Origin of the sequence: Novosphingobium clariflavum, assembly GCF_026420865.1 — a bacterium.
GTDB classification, from domain to species: domain Bacteria; phylum Pseudomonadota; class Alphaproteobacteria; order Sphingomonadales; family Sphingomonadaceae; genus Novosphingobium; species Novosphingobium clariflavum.
Window position 1 is genome coordinate 249,593 of record NZ_JAPCWC010000006.1, and the last position, 14,674, is coordinate 264,266.

Annotated in this window: 11 protein-coding genes; 6 read left to right on the top strand and 5 right to left on the bottom strand. The window is 67.2% G+C overall.

The window, feature by feature from the left end:
• Window positions 1–13 precede the first annotated feature (13 nt).
• Complete coding sequence (locus OKA11_RS10890) at window positions 14–655, top strand: TetR family transcriptional regulator C-terminal domain-containing protein (RefSeq protein ID WP_267220196.1); 642 nt, start codon at window positions 14–16, stop codon at window positions 653–655.
• On the opposite strand, the gene OKA11_RS10895 is transcribed toward OKA11_RS10890, so the two are convergent.
• The 4 genes from OKA11_RS10895 to OKA11_RS10910 all read right to left on the bottom strand — a co-directional run bounded on the left by OKA11_RS10895 (window position 584) and on the right by OKA11_RS10910 (window position 8,017).
• Window positions 584–1,900: an amino acid permease gene (locus OKA11_RS10895; protein WP_323748317.1), complete on the bottom strand. Its 1,317-nt coding sequence runs from the start codon at window positions 1,898–1,900 to the stop codon at window positions 584–586. The two genes, OKA11_RS10890 and OKA11_RS10895, sit on opposite strands and share 72 nt — an antisense overlap.
• A 13-nt stretch (window positions 1,901–1,913) precedes the next feature.
• Complete coding sequence (locus tag OKA11_RS10900) at window positions 1,914–4,274, bottom strand: TonB-dependent receptor (RefSeq protein ID WP_379489285.1); 2,361 nt, start codon at window positions 4,272–4,274, stop codon at window positions 1,914–1,916.
• 166 nt (window positions 4,275–4,440) lie between these two features.
• Window positions 4,441–6,219, bottom strand: a complete 1,779-nt coding sequence (locus tag OKA11_RS10905; protein ID WP_267220197.1) for a tetratricopeptide repeat-containing sulfotransferase family protein — start codon at window positions 6,217–6,219, stop codon at window positions 4,441–4,443.
• 49 nt (window positions 6,220–6,268) lie between these two features.
• Window positions 6,269–8,017, bottom strand: a complete 1,749-nt coding sequence (locus OKA11_RS10910) for a gamma-glutamyltransferase family protein (protein WP_267220198.1) — start codon at window positions 8,015–8,017, stop codon at window positions 6,269–6,271.
• Between the two features lie 257 nt (window positions 8,018–8,274).
• Here OKA11_RS10910 and OKA11_RS10915 point away from each other — a divergent pair, with 257 nt between their 5' ends.
• From OKA11_RS10915 to OKA11_RS10935, 5 genes are read left to right on the top strand one after another with little or no spacing between them, the layout of a single operon-like run.
• A complete protein-coding gene (locus OKA11_RS10915; RefSeq protein WP_267220199.1) occupies window positions 8,275–8,727 on the top strand; it encodes a MarR family winged helix-turn-helix transcriptional regulator in 453 nt (150 codons plus the stop codon).
• Window positions 8,724–10,781 (top strand): FUSC family protein, encoded by a 2,058-nt coding sequence (locus tag OKA11_RS10920; RefSeq protein WP_267220200.1) that lies wholly within the window; start codon window positions 8,724–8,726, stop codon window positions 10,779–10,781. Before OKA11_RS10915 ends, OKA11_RS10920 begins: the two co-directional genes overlap by 4 nt.
• Complete coding sequence (locus OKA11_RS10925) at window positions 10,778–10,993, top strand: DUF1656 domain-containing protein (protein ID WP_267220201.1); 216 nt, start codon at window positions 10,778–10,780, stop codon at window positions 10,991–10,993. Before OKA11_RS10920 ends, OKA11_RS10925 begins: the two co-directional genes overlap by 4 nt.
• Entirely contained in the window at window positions 10,990–11,946 is a 957-nt protein-coding gene (locus OKA11_RS10930) for an efflux RND transporter periplasmic adaptor subunit (RefSeq protein WP_267220202.1), read from the top strand. The genes OKA11_RS10925 and OKA11_RS10930 overlap by 4 nt, the downstream gene beginning before the upstream one ends.
• 41 nt (window positions 11,947–11,987) lie before the next feature.
• Window positions 11,988–13,370: an efflux transporter outer membrane subunit gene (locus OKA11_RS10935; RefSeq protein ID WP_267220260.1), complete on the top strand. Its 1,383-nt coding sequence runs from the start codon at window positions 11,988–11,990 to the stop codon at window positions 13,368–13,370.
• A gap of 153 nt (window positions 13,371–13,523) precedes the next feature.
• On the opposite strand, the gene OKA11_RS10940 is transcribed toward OKA11_RS10935, so the two are convergent.
• The gene (locus OKA11_RS10940; RefSeq protein WP_267220203.1) at window positions 13,524–14,672 is read right to left on the bottom strand and encodes a glycosyltransferase; all 1,149 of its coding nucleotides are present in this window, start codon (window positions 14,670–14,672) and stop codon (window positions 13,524–13,526) included.
• Between the last annotated feature and the right edge of the window lie 2 nt (window positions 14,673–14,674).

Below are 14,674 nucleotides of genomic sequence, written 5' to 3' on the forward strand. Positions count from 1 at the left end.
TAACAAGGCCATGATGACCAAGCAATCCCACACCCCCGCCTTTAGTCGCGGCGATCCCGACGAGCGGCGGCAAAGCCTGATCGAGGCCACTGCACGGTGCCTTGCGCTGCATGGCATAGGCGGGACTTCGGTGCGTTCGATCTGCGCGGAAGCGGGCGTTTCGGCAGGGCTGCTGCGGCACTATTTCGGCGGGGTCGCGGATGCGATTGCCGAGGCCTATCGCTGGACCGGGCACCGCGTGGCGCGCGCGTTGGAAGAGGCGGTGGCAGCGGCGGATGATAGCCCCCGCGCCCGGTTGCTCGCCTATCTGGTCGCCAGCTTCCGTCCGCCGATTGCCGATCCGCAGTTGCTGGCAACCTGGCTCGCGTTCTGGGCGATGACGCCGCAGGACCCGGCCATCGGGCGGCTGCACGAGGACATCTACGGCGAGTTCCGGGGCGGGATGGATGCGCTGATCCGCGAATGCCGGCCGGACATGGCGGATACCCGCCTGATCGGGGTGGCGCTGACCGCGCTGATCGACGGGCTCTGGCTGGAACTCAGTCTGGGCAAGGCGCCGTTCACGCCGGAGGAAGCTGAAGGGCTAGTCGAGACCTGGCTGGACGCGCTGTTCGGCGGACCTGCGGCGCACCAGGAGCCAGATCGGCAAGCCTAGCGCCATCAGCACGAAGCTGAGGCCGCTCGCGCCGATGCCCGCGCCCCACAGTGTCCACAGGGCGTAAGCCGCGCCGAGGAGCGCGGCGGGCCTGGCGATGCCGAGTTTCAGTGCCGAGAGCGCGCAGGCCAGATAGAGCCAGAGCGTTGCCGAGGTGGAGAGCAGCAGCAGATATTCGAACAGCGACTGCATCGAGCGGCTGGCATTCATCGCGGCAAAGAGGCTGGCGATCACGGTGGAGATCAGCAGGGCGCGCCGGGACACGCCGCGTGCGTCGGTTTCGGCGAACCATGCGGGCAAGAGGCGACGGTGCGCCATGTCGCGTACCATTTCGGCCTCCAGCAAGGTCCAGCCATTGAGCGCGCCGACGCAGCTGATCACGGCGAACACGGTAATCAGCGTTGCCGCGTCGGTGCTCCAGAAGCGGCCGACGAAAGTGGCAAAAGGGGCGGCGGAGTGGGACACCACCGCCTCCGGCAGAAGCAACGCGATGGCCGAGCAGACGATCAGGTAGAGTAAGCCGGTAAGCCCGGTGCCCCAGAGCGTGGCGCGGGCAATGTTCACTTGCGGATTGCGCACGCGGGCGGCGGCCACGCTGGCGCTCTCGAACCCGAGCAGCGCCCAGAGCGTGAGGCTGGCGGCGCCGTTGACGCTGCCGAAGCTGATGCTGCCGGGGGAGGGCGGCGCGATCTGCACGCGCCCGTCGTTCAGGACCATGACCGCTATGACGATCACGACAAAGAGCGGAATGACCTTCAGCGCCAGCGTCACCACCTGAAATCCGCCCGCCGTGCGGGTGCCGCGCAAGTTGATGAGGGCCATCAGCCAGAGCAATGCCATCGCCGCGATTGCCGGGATGTGTTCTCCCTTGCCGAGCAACGGAAAGAGTTCGGAGAGGTAACTGATCGCCGCCACGGCGATCGCCACCACCGAAGTCCAAATCGAGATCAGGTAGATCCAGCTGATGAAGAAGCCAACGGTCGGTCCGAAGGCATCGGTGACGAACCCCGCAGGGCCACCCGCCTGCGGGCAGGCCCGGGTCAGGCGGCTGAGCACATAGGCCAGGATCAGCGCGCCGCTGATCGTCACAATCCAGCCCAGAACCCCGTTCCATCCGAACGGGGCGAGACTGGCGGGCAGCAGGAACACGCCCGAACCGATCATGTTTCCCATGACCAGCGCGGTCGCCGCCAGCAGGCCCAGGCTTGCGCCCGGGCCTGCGGTTTTCCGGGTTTCTTGCGTCACTGCCGAGTGAATATCAGAAATCGGCGCCGAACTTGAGGCCGATCACACGCGGACGGATGACGTAGTCGTAGAAGACGCCGCCGGTGCTGCTGTCACCGGCATAGTCGCCGCAGGTCGTTTCAAGGCACTGCACGCTGGTGTTGACCACGCCGTTGCTGTTGAACAGGTTGGTGGCATAGAGCTCGACGCGGTAGCCGTCCTTCTTCACGCCGATGCTGAAGTCTGCCGTGGTATAGGCGCCCAGGTTGCCCTTGATGCTGTTTTCCAGCGTGCGAAGGTCGCTGCGGCGCTTGCCGATGTAGTTGGCCGCGAACTGGACGTGGCCGTCCCAGCCGCCGACCGGGAATTCGTAGCGGGCCACGGCATTGCCCTTGAACTTGGCGGTGATCGGCAGGTGCGTGCCCTTGGGGGCGAGCAGCTCATTGTCCGTCCCGTCCGATCCGGCCAGGGTGCAGTCGAAGGAACTGTTGGCGATCAGGCAGAAGTCCTTGCGGATCGTGGCGTCGTTGTAGCTGCCGGAGAAGTCCAGCGAGAAGCCGTTCCTGTTGTAGCCGACGTCGAATTCGACGCCGCGAATGCGGGCCACGCCGGCGTTGCGGATCTCGGTGAGGCCGTTGGCGCCCAGGAACGAGAGCTGGATGCCGTTCCAGTCCTCCTGATAGACCGCACCGTTGAAGCGCACCGGACCCCACATCGTTTTCCAGCCGATCTCGTAGTTGTCGAGCCGGTCGGGCTTGTAGGGCGCCAGCGTACCGCGGCGGTTGATGCCGCCGGGGCGGAAACCGCGCGACCAGGTGGCGTAGACCAGCGCGTCGGGCGTGATCTTGTAGGTGAGGTTGGCCTTGTAGATCGCGTCGGTCTTCGAGGTCGACTTGTCGAGGTTGGTGCAGGGCGATCCCTTGACGATCGCGTCCTCGAAGCAGGCGGCGACGCCGGTGCGGCTCGAATAGCCGGCGCTGTAGCCGTAGAAGCCGACCAGCGAGTTGTTGTAGTGGTAGAGGCGCAGTCCGCCGGTGGCGCTCAGCTTGTCGGTGATGTCGTAGGTCAGTTCACCGAAGGCGGCATAGTCGCGGTCGACGCGCTTCTGCTGGGTCAGCCAGATGTCGCTGGTGGTGCCGGGCACCTTCAGATCGTCGGCAATGCCGTCGATGATGTAGTTCTGCTCGATGTGGTGTTGCTGGCGCTGGTAGAACACGCCGCCGATGAAGCGCAGCGGGTTGCTTTGCGGCGAACTGATGCGCACTTCGCCGAACTGGCGGTGGTAGACGTCCTTGCCCTTGATGTACTGGTTCGGGCTGACGAGATCGCCGGCATTGTCGTAAAGATAGGCGCCCGAGCCGAACAGGGCATCGTAGAAGTACGAGTAGTCGGAATAATCCGACTGCGTCCAGTCCTTGCGGTTGAGGATGCCGCCGGTGGCGGTGAGATCCCAGTTGCCGATCTTGCCCTCGATGGTGAGGGCGGCCTGATACCACTCGTCCTTGCTCTTCTCGGGATTGTACTGGACGGTCTGCAGCTTGCCGCTGACCGCGCTGGAGCGTTCCTGCGCGAAGCTGCCGTTGGTCTTCTGCACCTGGCCCATGATGGTGGGTTTCACCGTCCAGTTGCCGTCAAGGTCGATGCCCAGCGCCAGGCGGCCGCCGTAGGTGTCGACGTCGTTGTAGTCGTCCTCTACGAGATCGGCATTGTCCTGGGTGATGCCCGAGACCGCGAAAGTGCGGCTGCCGTGCACGTTGTCGATATAGCCGCCGTCATGGCGGTACCAGCCGACAAGGCGCGCGGCGACGGAATCGCTGATCTTGTAGTTGATGAAGCCCTGCATCACGCCGCCCATGTCGCCGTGCGAGACCGAGTTCACTTCCGCATCGACGGCGCCGTATGTGCCCGAGGTGTCCGGCGCATTGGTGACGATCTTGATCGTGCCCGCCATCGAACTGGCGCCGTAGAGCGTGCCCTGCGGCCCGGCCAGAGCCTCCACGCGGGCGATGTCGTAAGCGTGGATGTCGAGCGCGCCCTGGATGGTCGTGATCGGCATTTCGTCGAGATACGTGCCGACGGTGGGCAGCGGGCCGGAGTGGTTGGCGTTCTCGCCCGAGGCGACGCCGCGGAAATAGACCTGGCTGAAGCCGGGCTGCACTGTCTGGATCGTCACCGAGGGCAGGAACTTGACGACGTCCTGCAGCTCCTTGACCTGCAGGTCCTTCAGCTTTTCCGCGCCGAGTGCGGTGATCGCGATCGGTACGTCCTGGAGGTTCTCGACCCGCTTCTGGGCCGTGACGTAGATGACGCCATCGGCAGCAGGCGCCTGTGCGGCCTTGTTGTCCTGCGCCAGGGCAGGCTGCGCTGCAGCAATCGCGGACGACCCCAGCAGCATGGCGACCATGCTGCGACGAAACGAAATGCCGGAAACGACCACCCGTTAACCCCCATTATGTCCTCTATGCGTAGGTCTCCATAATTTTCGGGAACCGGCAATAGGGCTTTGGGAGGCCGCTCATGTTGCGGTGCAACTATGACATTTCTGCCACATGAACGGATGTTCAGGATTTTGCGTAAGTCTCTGGAAGATCGCCCAATGCCGCCGTGAGCGGGGCAAGCCAGGCCTCGTAGGCGCGCCACTGGCCGACGCCGTCGCGGTTGATCGGGCGGCGGACCTGTTCGCTCGAGGCCGTGCGCACGGAGCGCGTGTTGGTGTGGAATTCGAGGCAGGCCGGCTCGAAGGGCAAGCCCAGGTAGTCCAGCAGCGCACGGACGCGGCTTTCGGGATCGTCCAGCAGGTCCTCGTGGATCACCCGGTGAACGCGGCCGGGCATCACCTCATCGTAGTGGCGCATCGCCCGCACATAGTCGGCATAATAGCGGCCCATGTGCGCGAGATCGTAGGAGAATGCCTGCCCCTTGGCGTAGTTCTGGCGGAAATTGGAGACGCAGCAATCGAGCGGATGGCGGCGGGCGTCGATGATCTTCGCATGGGGCAGGATCAGTGCGATGAACCCGAGGTAGGCCCAGTTGTTGGGCAGCTTGTCGATGTAGAAGGGCTTGGCGGTCTTGCGCTGGACCTTTGTGCGTTCGAGAAATTCTGCCCCCAGTTCGGCGCGGCGCTGCGGCGACATGGCGGCCAGCGCGGCAGGCCAGTCGCGCGGGCGTCCGCCGGTGGCCTGCGCCTCGCGCATGGCAAGTGCCGGAATATCGGGCAATTCCATCGTGCCCTCGATCTGCGAGTGGCTGTCGAGGATCTGCTCGATGAGCGTGGAGCCCGCGCGCGGCATGCCGAGGATGAAGATCGGCGCGGGCGAGGGATCGCCGCCATCGGCATGGGCGGCGAGGAAGGCCGGCGAGAACGTCCCGATGACCGCATCCACCTGCTCGCCCACGGCCTCGGGATCATGCTGCAGCTCCATGCTGCGCAGCGCGTTGCCCTGGGCGTAGTGCGCAAACGCCGCTTCGGCCTCGCCGCGATCCTCCAGCGCCTTTGCGAGAGCGAAATGGAGGTGCAGGCGATCGTCCGGCCCGATGTCGGCCTGATCCAGTGCGCAGCGCATGGCCGCGACGTCGGCATCGCCGAAGCGGACCGTCTTGAGGTTGGCAAGGCTCCACCATGCCTCGCCGAGGGCAGGCTCGACGGCGATGCAGCGGCGATAGGCGCTGACGGCTTCGGCCTGTTCGCCCAGCGTCTTGAGGATATGGCCGTAGCTCATCCAGAGCTTGGCGTGGTCCGGGAAACTTTCGAGCAACTCCCGGTAGATCCTGCGCGATTCCTCGTATTCCCCGATCCGCCCCAGCGCCGCAGCCTTGAGGTTGAGATCGCCCGCACTGGCGCTATTGGCGGCGAGTACGTGGTCCAGCGCGGCCACCGCATCGGCGAAGCGGTTCTGCTTGTAGAGAACCGTGGCAAGATTGGCGCGGGCCGCGGCGAAACCGGGGGCCAGTTCCAGCGCGCGGAGCAGCAGGGTTTCGGCGTCGCGGTAGCGGCCGATACGCCCGGCGAGTTCCGCCATCATGCGGATCGCGGCGACATCACGCGGCTGGGCGGACAGGCGTTCGCGCAGGCCCGCCTCGGCGGCCGGCAAATCGTTCGCCAGCAGGGCCTGCGCGATGGCGATCAGCGCGGGATCGCGCACCGAGGCGCGGATCGCGGCGTTTTCGGCCAGCTCCGCCTCGCTGTCCCGTCCAAGCTTGCGCAGGGCCTGCCCGAGCAGACGCAGCACGCGCGGGTCCTCGCCCTTGCGAGCCAGCACCTCGCGCAGCAAGGGCACGGCCCCGGCAGGGTCGGTCGCGACGAGTTGGCCGAGCGGAACGGCAGGTGCGGTGTGATTCATCGGCGCCGACTATGCGTGGCCGATCCGCTCCGCTCAAGCCGGAGCCGCGTCAGAATCCCCTGGCCACGCCCTCACGGCGGGGATCGGCGCCGCCGAGGTACCCCTTGGGGGTGACGATGACCGCCTGGAGGCCCGATTCCTCGCCTTTTCCGGTCGACAGCGGCATGCCGCGCGCGGCGAGACCGGCCATGATCGGTTCGGGGAACTTGTCGGCGCTGAAGGCGTCGCCCTTGGCCACCAGGTTGGGCAGCGCGACGGCGTCCTGCGGCGTCATCTTCCAGTCGAGCAGGGCGACCAGCACCTTGAGGTTGTAGGCCTGGATGGAGGTGCCGCCCGGCGATCCGGCGGCCGCCACCAGCTTGCCCTGCGGGGTGAGGACGATGGCCGGGGCCATGCTCGAACGCGGACGCTTGCCCGGGGCCGGGGCGTTGGCGGCAGGCGCACCGTCGGCGTCGCGCGGCGCGAACGAGAAGTCGGTCAGTTGGTTGTTGAGGAAAAAGCCGTCGACCATGCGGCCCGAGCCGAAGATGCTTTCCACCGTCGTGGTCATCGAGACGGCGTTGCCCTGCGTGTCGATGATGACGAAGTGGCTGGTGCCGCCCGGCTCCGCCGTGGCATCGGGGCCGACGACGGGGGCGCCCTTCGGCTTGCCGAACGTCACCGGGCCGGCCTTCTCGCCGATCAGCGCGGCGCGGCCGGCGAGATATTCGGGGTCGAGCAGGCCCTGTTCGGGCACGTTCACGAAGGCCGGGTCGCCGACGTAGCGGTCGCGGTCGGCATAGGCGAGGCGGCTGGCCTGGGCGAACTGGAACCAGGCCTTCTCGTCGCTGGCCGAACGCCTGTTGATGTCGGTATGGGCAAGCAGGCCTAGCGCGACCTGCAGGCCGAGACCGCCCGAGGGGGACTCGGGGGTGCAGACCACATAAGTGCGGTAGGGATTGCACAGCGCCGGGCCGGAACGCGGCTTGTAGGCGGCCAGATCGGCCAGCGTCATCGTGCTGGGTCGCGGGCCTTCGTGGAGGCGGGTGATGATGTCCTGCGCCACCGGGCCGGTGAGCAGGCCGGAGGCGCCGAACTTGGCGATCCTCTCCAGCGTCTGCGCGTAAGCGGGATTGCGCAGCCGGTCGCCCGCGACGTAGCGGGTGCCGTCCGGCTTGGAGAAATAGCGCACGGCGTCGGGCGAGGAGGCCTGCGGCGCGCGCGACTTGATCATGCCCGCAAGCCGGGGGCTGACGATGAAGCCGTCCGCGGCCAGTTCGTGCGCCTTGCCGAACAGGCTGCCCCAGGCGAGCTTGCCGTGATCGCGGTGGGCCATGTCGAGCATCGCGACGGCGCCGGGAACACCGGTGGAGATGCCGCCCAGCACCGCGTCGACGAAGGGCAGGGGCTTGCCGCCATCATCGACCAGAAGGTGGTTGCTGGCACCCGACGGCGCCATCTCGCGCCCGTCATAGGCGGTGACCTTGCGCGTGCTCGCATCGTAGTAGATCATGAAGCCGCCGCCGCCGAGGCCCGAACTTTGCGGCTCGACCAGCCCCAGCACCGCCTGGATGGCGACCGCGGCGTCCACGGCCGACCCACCCTTGCGCAGCACCTCGACCCCGGCCTCGACCGCCAGCGGATTGGCCGCCGCGACCATGGCGTGGCGCGCAAGGCCCCATTGCTGCGGGCGGGTGTTCGCAGCGGCAACATCGGCAGGCGCCTCGGCCTGCGCGACCGACGGCGCGGTCAACGCGAAAGTCAGCGAAATGGCGAGGGCGGAAGCGGTAATACGGCGGAAGGCGGTGGGACGACGCAACAGCGTTCTCCTGTCTGGGAGCGACCGGTTTTCCCGTGGCTTAACGATGCTTTTCGGCTTGTGCCAGCCCCGCCGCCATTTGCCGGGTACAGGACGGCTGGCAGGATGGCTGGCAGAACGGCTGGCTGGGCCCCGATTCTGCTCCCCGTGCCTTCGCAAATGCAGCAGATGCAATTGCCGATTGGCTTGCGGGACTTGCAATAATATCTCCGTTCGCGTGCCTTGCGGTCATTAGTTAGGCTGCTAAGTACCCGTCCATGCAGGAACGACGAAAGCGCGAGCGGGCATTTGCCGAAAGGCTGGCGCCGGTGTCGCGATCATGGCGACAACTGGCGGACGATGCACTGTCCTCGCTCGGGATCTCGAATTCCTCGGGCTGGGCGCTGGTGCATCTGCTGCGCCTTGGCAAGACCGTGCGCCAGAGCGAGCTTGCACGGGTGGTCGGCGTGACCGAACCCTCGCTGGTGCGCACGCTCAATCTGCTGGAAGGTGCCGGGCTGGCCGTGCGGATCGCCGATGAAACCGATCGCCGCGCCAAGCACCTCTCGCTGACGGCGGAGGGAGAGGCGCTGGCGGAAAGAATTGACGCGCGGCTCAACACATTGCGCGCGGGCCTTCTGGGTGGCATCACCGATGCGGACCTCGAAACCACCGTGGCGGTTCTCGACCGAATCGCTGCCCGCGTGGCTGAAAGCAGCAGCAAGCCATGACCAAGCGCTTTGGATTTGATGCAGCGCTGTTTTCGGTGAAGGCGTATCTCGCCGCGATCCTGGCTGTCTACATTGCCCTGTCGATCGGACTGGACCGGCCGTACTGGGCGTTCCTGACATCCTATATCGTCGCCCAGCCGCTGGCGGGTGCGGTGGTGTCGAAGGCGATGTTCCGCGTCGTCGGCACGTTCATCGGGGCGGCCGCCGCGGTGTTCATGGTGCCGCCGCTGGCCCATTCGCCCGAACTGCTCACGCTGGCGATCGGTGGCTGGCTGGCGATCTGCGTTTTCGTCTCGCTGCTCGACCGCACGCCGCGCTCCTATGCCTCGGTGCTGGCGGGCTATACGGCGGTGCTGATCGTGCTGCCCAGCGTCGATACCCCGCAGCTCATCTTCACCACGGCTTCGCTGCGCGTGCAGGAAATCACCATCGGCATCCTGTGCGGCAGCTTCGTCCATGCACTGGTGTTTCCGCAGTCGGTCTCGGCCTTCATGCTGCAGCGGGTGACCGCGATCCTGACCGATGCCGAGCGCTGGTCGCGCGATTCGCTGGCGGTCGATGCCGATCCCGCGATCGACGGGGAGCGGCGGCGGCTGGCGATGGACGTCACCGAATTGCAGCAGCTCTCGATTCACCTTCCTTACGAGAGCACCCGCATTGCCCCGCGCATCCGCACCGTGCGCGCCCTGCAGGACCAGCTTTCGCTCATCATGCCGCTGGGGGCCGCCGTCGCCGACCGGATCGCGCAGCTTCATGAGGCAGGGATCCCTCATCCCGACATCGCCCGCCTGCTGGACGATACGCGGGACTGGTTTGCGCGCCTCGGGCAGATGGACATCGCCGCCCGCACCACCGAAGCCGACGCGCTGCGCGCTCGCTGCGCCGCGCTGGAACCGCCGGTTCGCGCCGCCACGCCCTGGCACGACATCATCCTGCTCAGCCTGCTCTCGCGCCTTTCGACACTGATCGCGGCGCATCGCGACTGCCGCGATCTCGCCGAACAGCTGGAGTCGCCGAGCACCCGTCCGGTCAGCGCGCGCGCAGCGGAACTGCTCGAAGGGCGGCGCGGGAGGGAGGTCCATCGCGATTATGGCGGAGCGGTCCGCGGCGCGCTCGGGGCGTTCGCCACCATCGTGTTCGGCTGCTATCTGTGGATCATGAGCGGCTGGCACGACGGCAGCACCGCGATCATGCTGGCAGGCGTGTTCACCGCGCTGTTCGCTTCCGCGCCGGACCCGCTGGCACCGCTGCGCACGTTTTTCGTCGGCACCTTCGTCGCGGTGCTGCTGGGCATGGTCTACGGCTTCGTGCTGATGCCGCGGCTGGACGGCTACCTGCAGTTTGCCGCGACGATGGCGCCGATGCTGCTGATGCTGGGGATGCTGATGCAGTCCCCGCGTTACGCAGGCGTGGCGATGCCGATGCTGCTTGGCCTCGGCTCGCCGGTGCTGGTGGCGAACGAGTATGTCGGCGGTTTCGCCAGCTGCATAAACGGCGGCATCGCCCAGCTGGTGGGCATTATCTACGCCATCATCATGATCCGCCTGCTCAATTCGACCGGCGCGCAAGCCGCCATCCGGCGCACGATCCGCGCCGGATGGGGGGATATCGCCGAACGTTCCAACCTCATGGGCCCGCCTGACGTGCGCGCCTGGATCAACCGCATGCTCGATCGTATCGCACACCTTGCCCCCCGCCTTGCCATGGCCGGGCGTTCACCCGGAAAGCCGCTCTACGATGCCCTGCGCGACCTGCGCACCGGCATTGCCATCGGCGAACTGCGTGAGCTGCGCCTGGGCATGTCGCCTGAACGCAGCGCCCCGCTCACCGCCGTGCTGGCGAGCGTGGGCGACTATTACCGCGGCCTCGAGCCGGATCGTCCCGCTCCTGCCGACCCCAGGCTGCTGCACGAGATCGACGTCGCGCTCGGTGCCGTGCAGCATGACGAGGATCCGGCCGTCGGCCGTTCCGGTGTGCTCAGCCTCTACAGCCTGCGCCGCAACATCTTCCCCGAAGCGCCGCCCATGGCCGATCCCGAAAGGGTGGCGGCATGAGGGGCGAGATCTCGTTCGACGGCGTCTTCGTGCCGACGCTGCTGGTGCTCGCGGTGATCGCCTCGATCATCACCCTGATGCTCATGCGCATCGCCAATCTCGTGGGTTTCTACCGCCTGTTCGCCTATCGTGCGGCGGTTGACCTGTGCCTTTACATCCTCGTGCTCGGGCTTCTGGTCTGGGCCGCTCCGCTGATCGGTTTCCGCCAATGAAGAACCTGCTTGCCCGGATCGCCCCGAGCCTTGCGACCATCGTCCTCGTCGTCCTCGCTGCGGGCGTCGCTTACTGGCTCTGGAACCATTACGAAGACAGCCCCTGGACCCGCGACGGGCGTGTCCGCGCCGACGTTGTGCGCGTTACGCCCGACATCGGCGGCCTCGTCACCTCGGTGGAAGTGCGCGACAACCAGGAGGTCAAGGCCGGCGACCTGCTCTTCGTGATCGACCGTCCGCGCTACACGCTGGCGATGCAGCAGGCACAGGCCGCGGTCGCCAGCGCGCAGGCCAAGCTGGGTCAGGCCCAGCGCGAGGCCGCGCGCGACCTCGCCCTCGGCGATCTGGTGGCGACCGAAAGCCACGAACAGAACGTTGCCGCCGTCGCCACCGCCCGCGCCGCGCTCGATCAGGCGCTGAGCGCGCTCGACAAGGCCAAGCTCGACCTGGCACGCACCAATGTCCACGCCTCGGTCAACGGCACCGTGACCAACCTCGACCTGCATCCCGGCGACTATGTGGCGCCGGGCAGCCAGGCGATGGCACTGATCGACCGGGATTCGATCCGCGTCGAAGGCTATTTCGAGGAAACCAAGCTGCCGAACATCCATGTCGGCGCGCCGGTGACCGTCGTGCTGATGGGGGAGACGCGCCAGATCAAGGGCGTGGTCGAGAGCATCGCGGCGGGTATCAACGACACCACCCGCAGCGATTCGCGCAACCTGCTGCCCAGCGTCGATCCGACCTTCACCTGGGTCCGCCTCGCCCAGCGCATCCCGGTGCGCGTGAAGCTGACCGACGTGCCCAAGGACGTGCGCCTGATCGCGGGCCGCACCGCGACGGTGACCATCGAGCAGAACGATCAGGCGCCTGCCAAGGGCCAGAAGCAGGCCGCAAAGCCCGCTCCCCAGCACAGCCCCGCGGCTGACGCATCGGCGGAGCCTGCCCAGTGACCATCGCCCCCCGTCTCCTTGGAGCCGCCTCGCTCGGCGCGATGGCCATGCTGGCCGGCTGCGTTGCCGGTCCCGACTACAAGCCGCCGGAGCATTCGGTGGCGACCATGCCTTCCGCCAATGGTGCCTTCGCCTCGGGGCAGGGGCCGGAGTTCTCGCAGGAGCCGCTGCCGGACCGCTGGTGGAGCCTCTACGATGATCCGCGCCTCGATGCGCTGGTCGAGCAGGCGCTGGAGGCCAATGCCAACTTGCGGGCGGCCGATGCCAACTTGCGCCGCGCCGATGCCGTGGTGCGCGAGGCGACCGGGCAGAAGACGCTGGGCACTTCGGTGCTGGCCGACGCCGACCTCGAGCGGGACTATACGACCACTTCGGCCGGCACCAACATGCCGGGTGTGCTGACTTACGACCTCGGTTTTTCAGTCACTTATCCGCTTGACCTCAATGGCAAGCTGAAGCGCGCGATCGAGGGCAGCCTGGCCGACCGCGAGGCTGTCGAGGCAGCGCGCGATGCCGTGCGCATCAGCGTCGCGGCGGCAGTCACCAAGGCCTATGCGGACGTCTGCGCGGCGAATTACCAGCAGGCGACGGTCGAGAAGGTGATCGCGCTCCAGCAGCAGACGCTCACCGCCACCACCCGGCTGCAACGCGGCGGACGCGGCACCGCGTTCGACGTCAGCCGTTCCCGCACGGCAGTGGAGACCAGCAAGGCCAGCCTTCCGGCCTTCACCGCCAAGCGCAAGGCGGCGCTCTATCTGCTGGCGACGCTGTTGGGCAAACCACCCGCACAATACCCTGCGGATGTCGAGAGCTGCGCCGCGCTGCCAAGGCTGCGCTCACCGATGCCGGTGGGAGACGGTGCGGCGATGATCCGTCGCCGACCCGACATCCGTCAGGCCGAACGGACCATCGCGGGCGACACCGCAAGGATCGGCGTCGCCACGGCAGACCTCTATCCCACCGTCAGCATCGGCGGCGGCATCATCAATGACGGCAAGCTGGAGAACCTCGGCAAGACGCATAGCTTCGGCTTCAGCCTTGGTCCGCTGCTGAACTGGAGCTTCCCGAACCGTCCGGTCGTCAAGGCGCGGATCGATGCGGCCAATGCGCAAGTCGAAGGCGATATCGCCAGGTTCGACGCGGTCGTGCTGGATGCTCTGCGCGGCACCGAAACGGCGCTGGAGACTTATGCGCGCGATACCGACCGTGCTGCCGCGCTCGGGAGTGCAACGTCCAGCGCCGGGGTTTCCTCGGCGCAGGCGGCCAAGCTGTTCCGCTTCGGTCGCAGCGATCTGCTGTCGTTGCTGACGGCGCAGGCGAACCTCGCCTCCGCGCAAGTCAACCACGCGGCGGCGGAAGCCTCGCTGGTGGATGACCAGATCGCCGTGTTCCTGGCGCTCGGCGGGGGCTGGGAAGGTAAGTGATGGCTCGCAGAGTGCCCGCCCGATAGGGGCGGGCACTCTGCGACACCGGCCCTCTCCCCCACCCGACCACTCGACGACAGTACCTTATGGGTGGTCGGGTGGGGGAGAGGGCCGGTGCCGAACTATGCGAAACGATAGTTTCGGATCAGACGCTCAGGCCGCGCGGCGATGGCGCAGGCGCGCTTCGTAGGCCGCGAAAAGATCCCCGAAATGCTCGTCCATCGTGCGCGCCGTGGCGGCGGGACGCGGGCGTTCGCGCACCACCGAGCGGATCGCTTCGGCGGCGGCATGGACATCGGCCGCCGCATAGGTCCGGCCTGCGCCGCCGCGGGCATGGTCGGCAGCGCCCCCGGCATCGGGAACGATCACCGGAACCCCGCTGGCCCGTGCTTCGGCGGCGGTCATGCAGAACGTCTCCGCCTCGCAGCCATGGACGAGGCCGTCCGCACTCGCCATGATCCGGGCAAAAGCGGCACGGTCGCGCTCGGGCTCATAAAGGCGCACATGCGGGTTGCCGGCGATATGGCGCAGGATCGTGCGCTGCTCGCGTCCTTCTCCCAGCATCACCAGCCCGATCGGGCTCTGCTGGCTGGCCATGCTCACCGCGTCGATCACCAGCGGCCAGCGCTTTTCGGGCGCGAGGCGGCCGATCGCCAGCAGCAGCGCGGCACTTTCGGGCAAGTCGCAGTCGGCCAGGAGCCGCGCGCGCAAGGCGGGATCGCGATGGAGCGGCGAGAAGCGGTTCGCCTCCACCCCCATCGGGATCGTCACCGTGCGGCTTACGCCGCCTTCGTCGAGGCGGCGGGAGAGGTCGCTATTGGCGCAGACGACATAGTCGTAGCGGCGTGAATTGCGGCGCAAGTGCTGCCAGAACATCGAGAACTGCCGGTCGATGGTCTGGCGCGAGAACACGTCGCCCAGCCAGCGATAGGCATAGGCGGACAGCGGATCGGCATGCATGACGAGGCTGCGCGGTGTCGGCGAGGCCCAGTCCGCCACCAGCCCGGCACTGCGCCAGGGCGAGGTCGCCTCGACGAAATCGGGGGCGAGGGCATCGAGTGCGGCGTGGAGGCGCGGCGCCTCGTTGAAGTACCAGTACTTGCGGTCGAGCGGGAAGCGGGGGCTCTTGAGGGTGACGATGCGGGCGCCGGGGTCGCGCTCGATCACCGCATCCTCGTCGCCGGGGGCCAGAATGACGATCTCGTGGCCGAGCGCCGGGCCGATCCGCAGCTTCTGTTCGACATAAGTGCGCACGCCGCCGCCCTGGGGGGAATAGAAGGCGCAGACATCGACAATCCGCATGG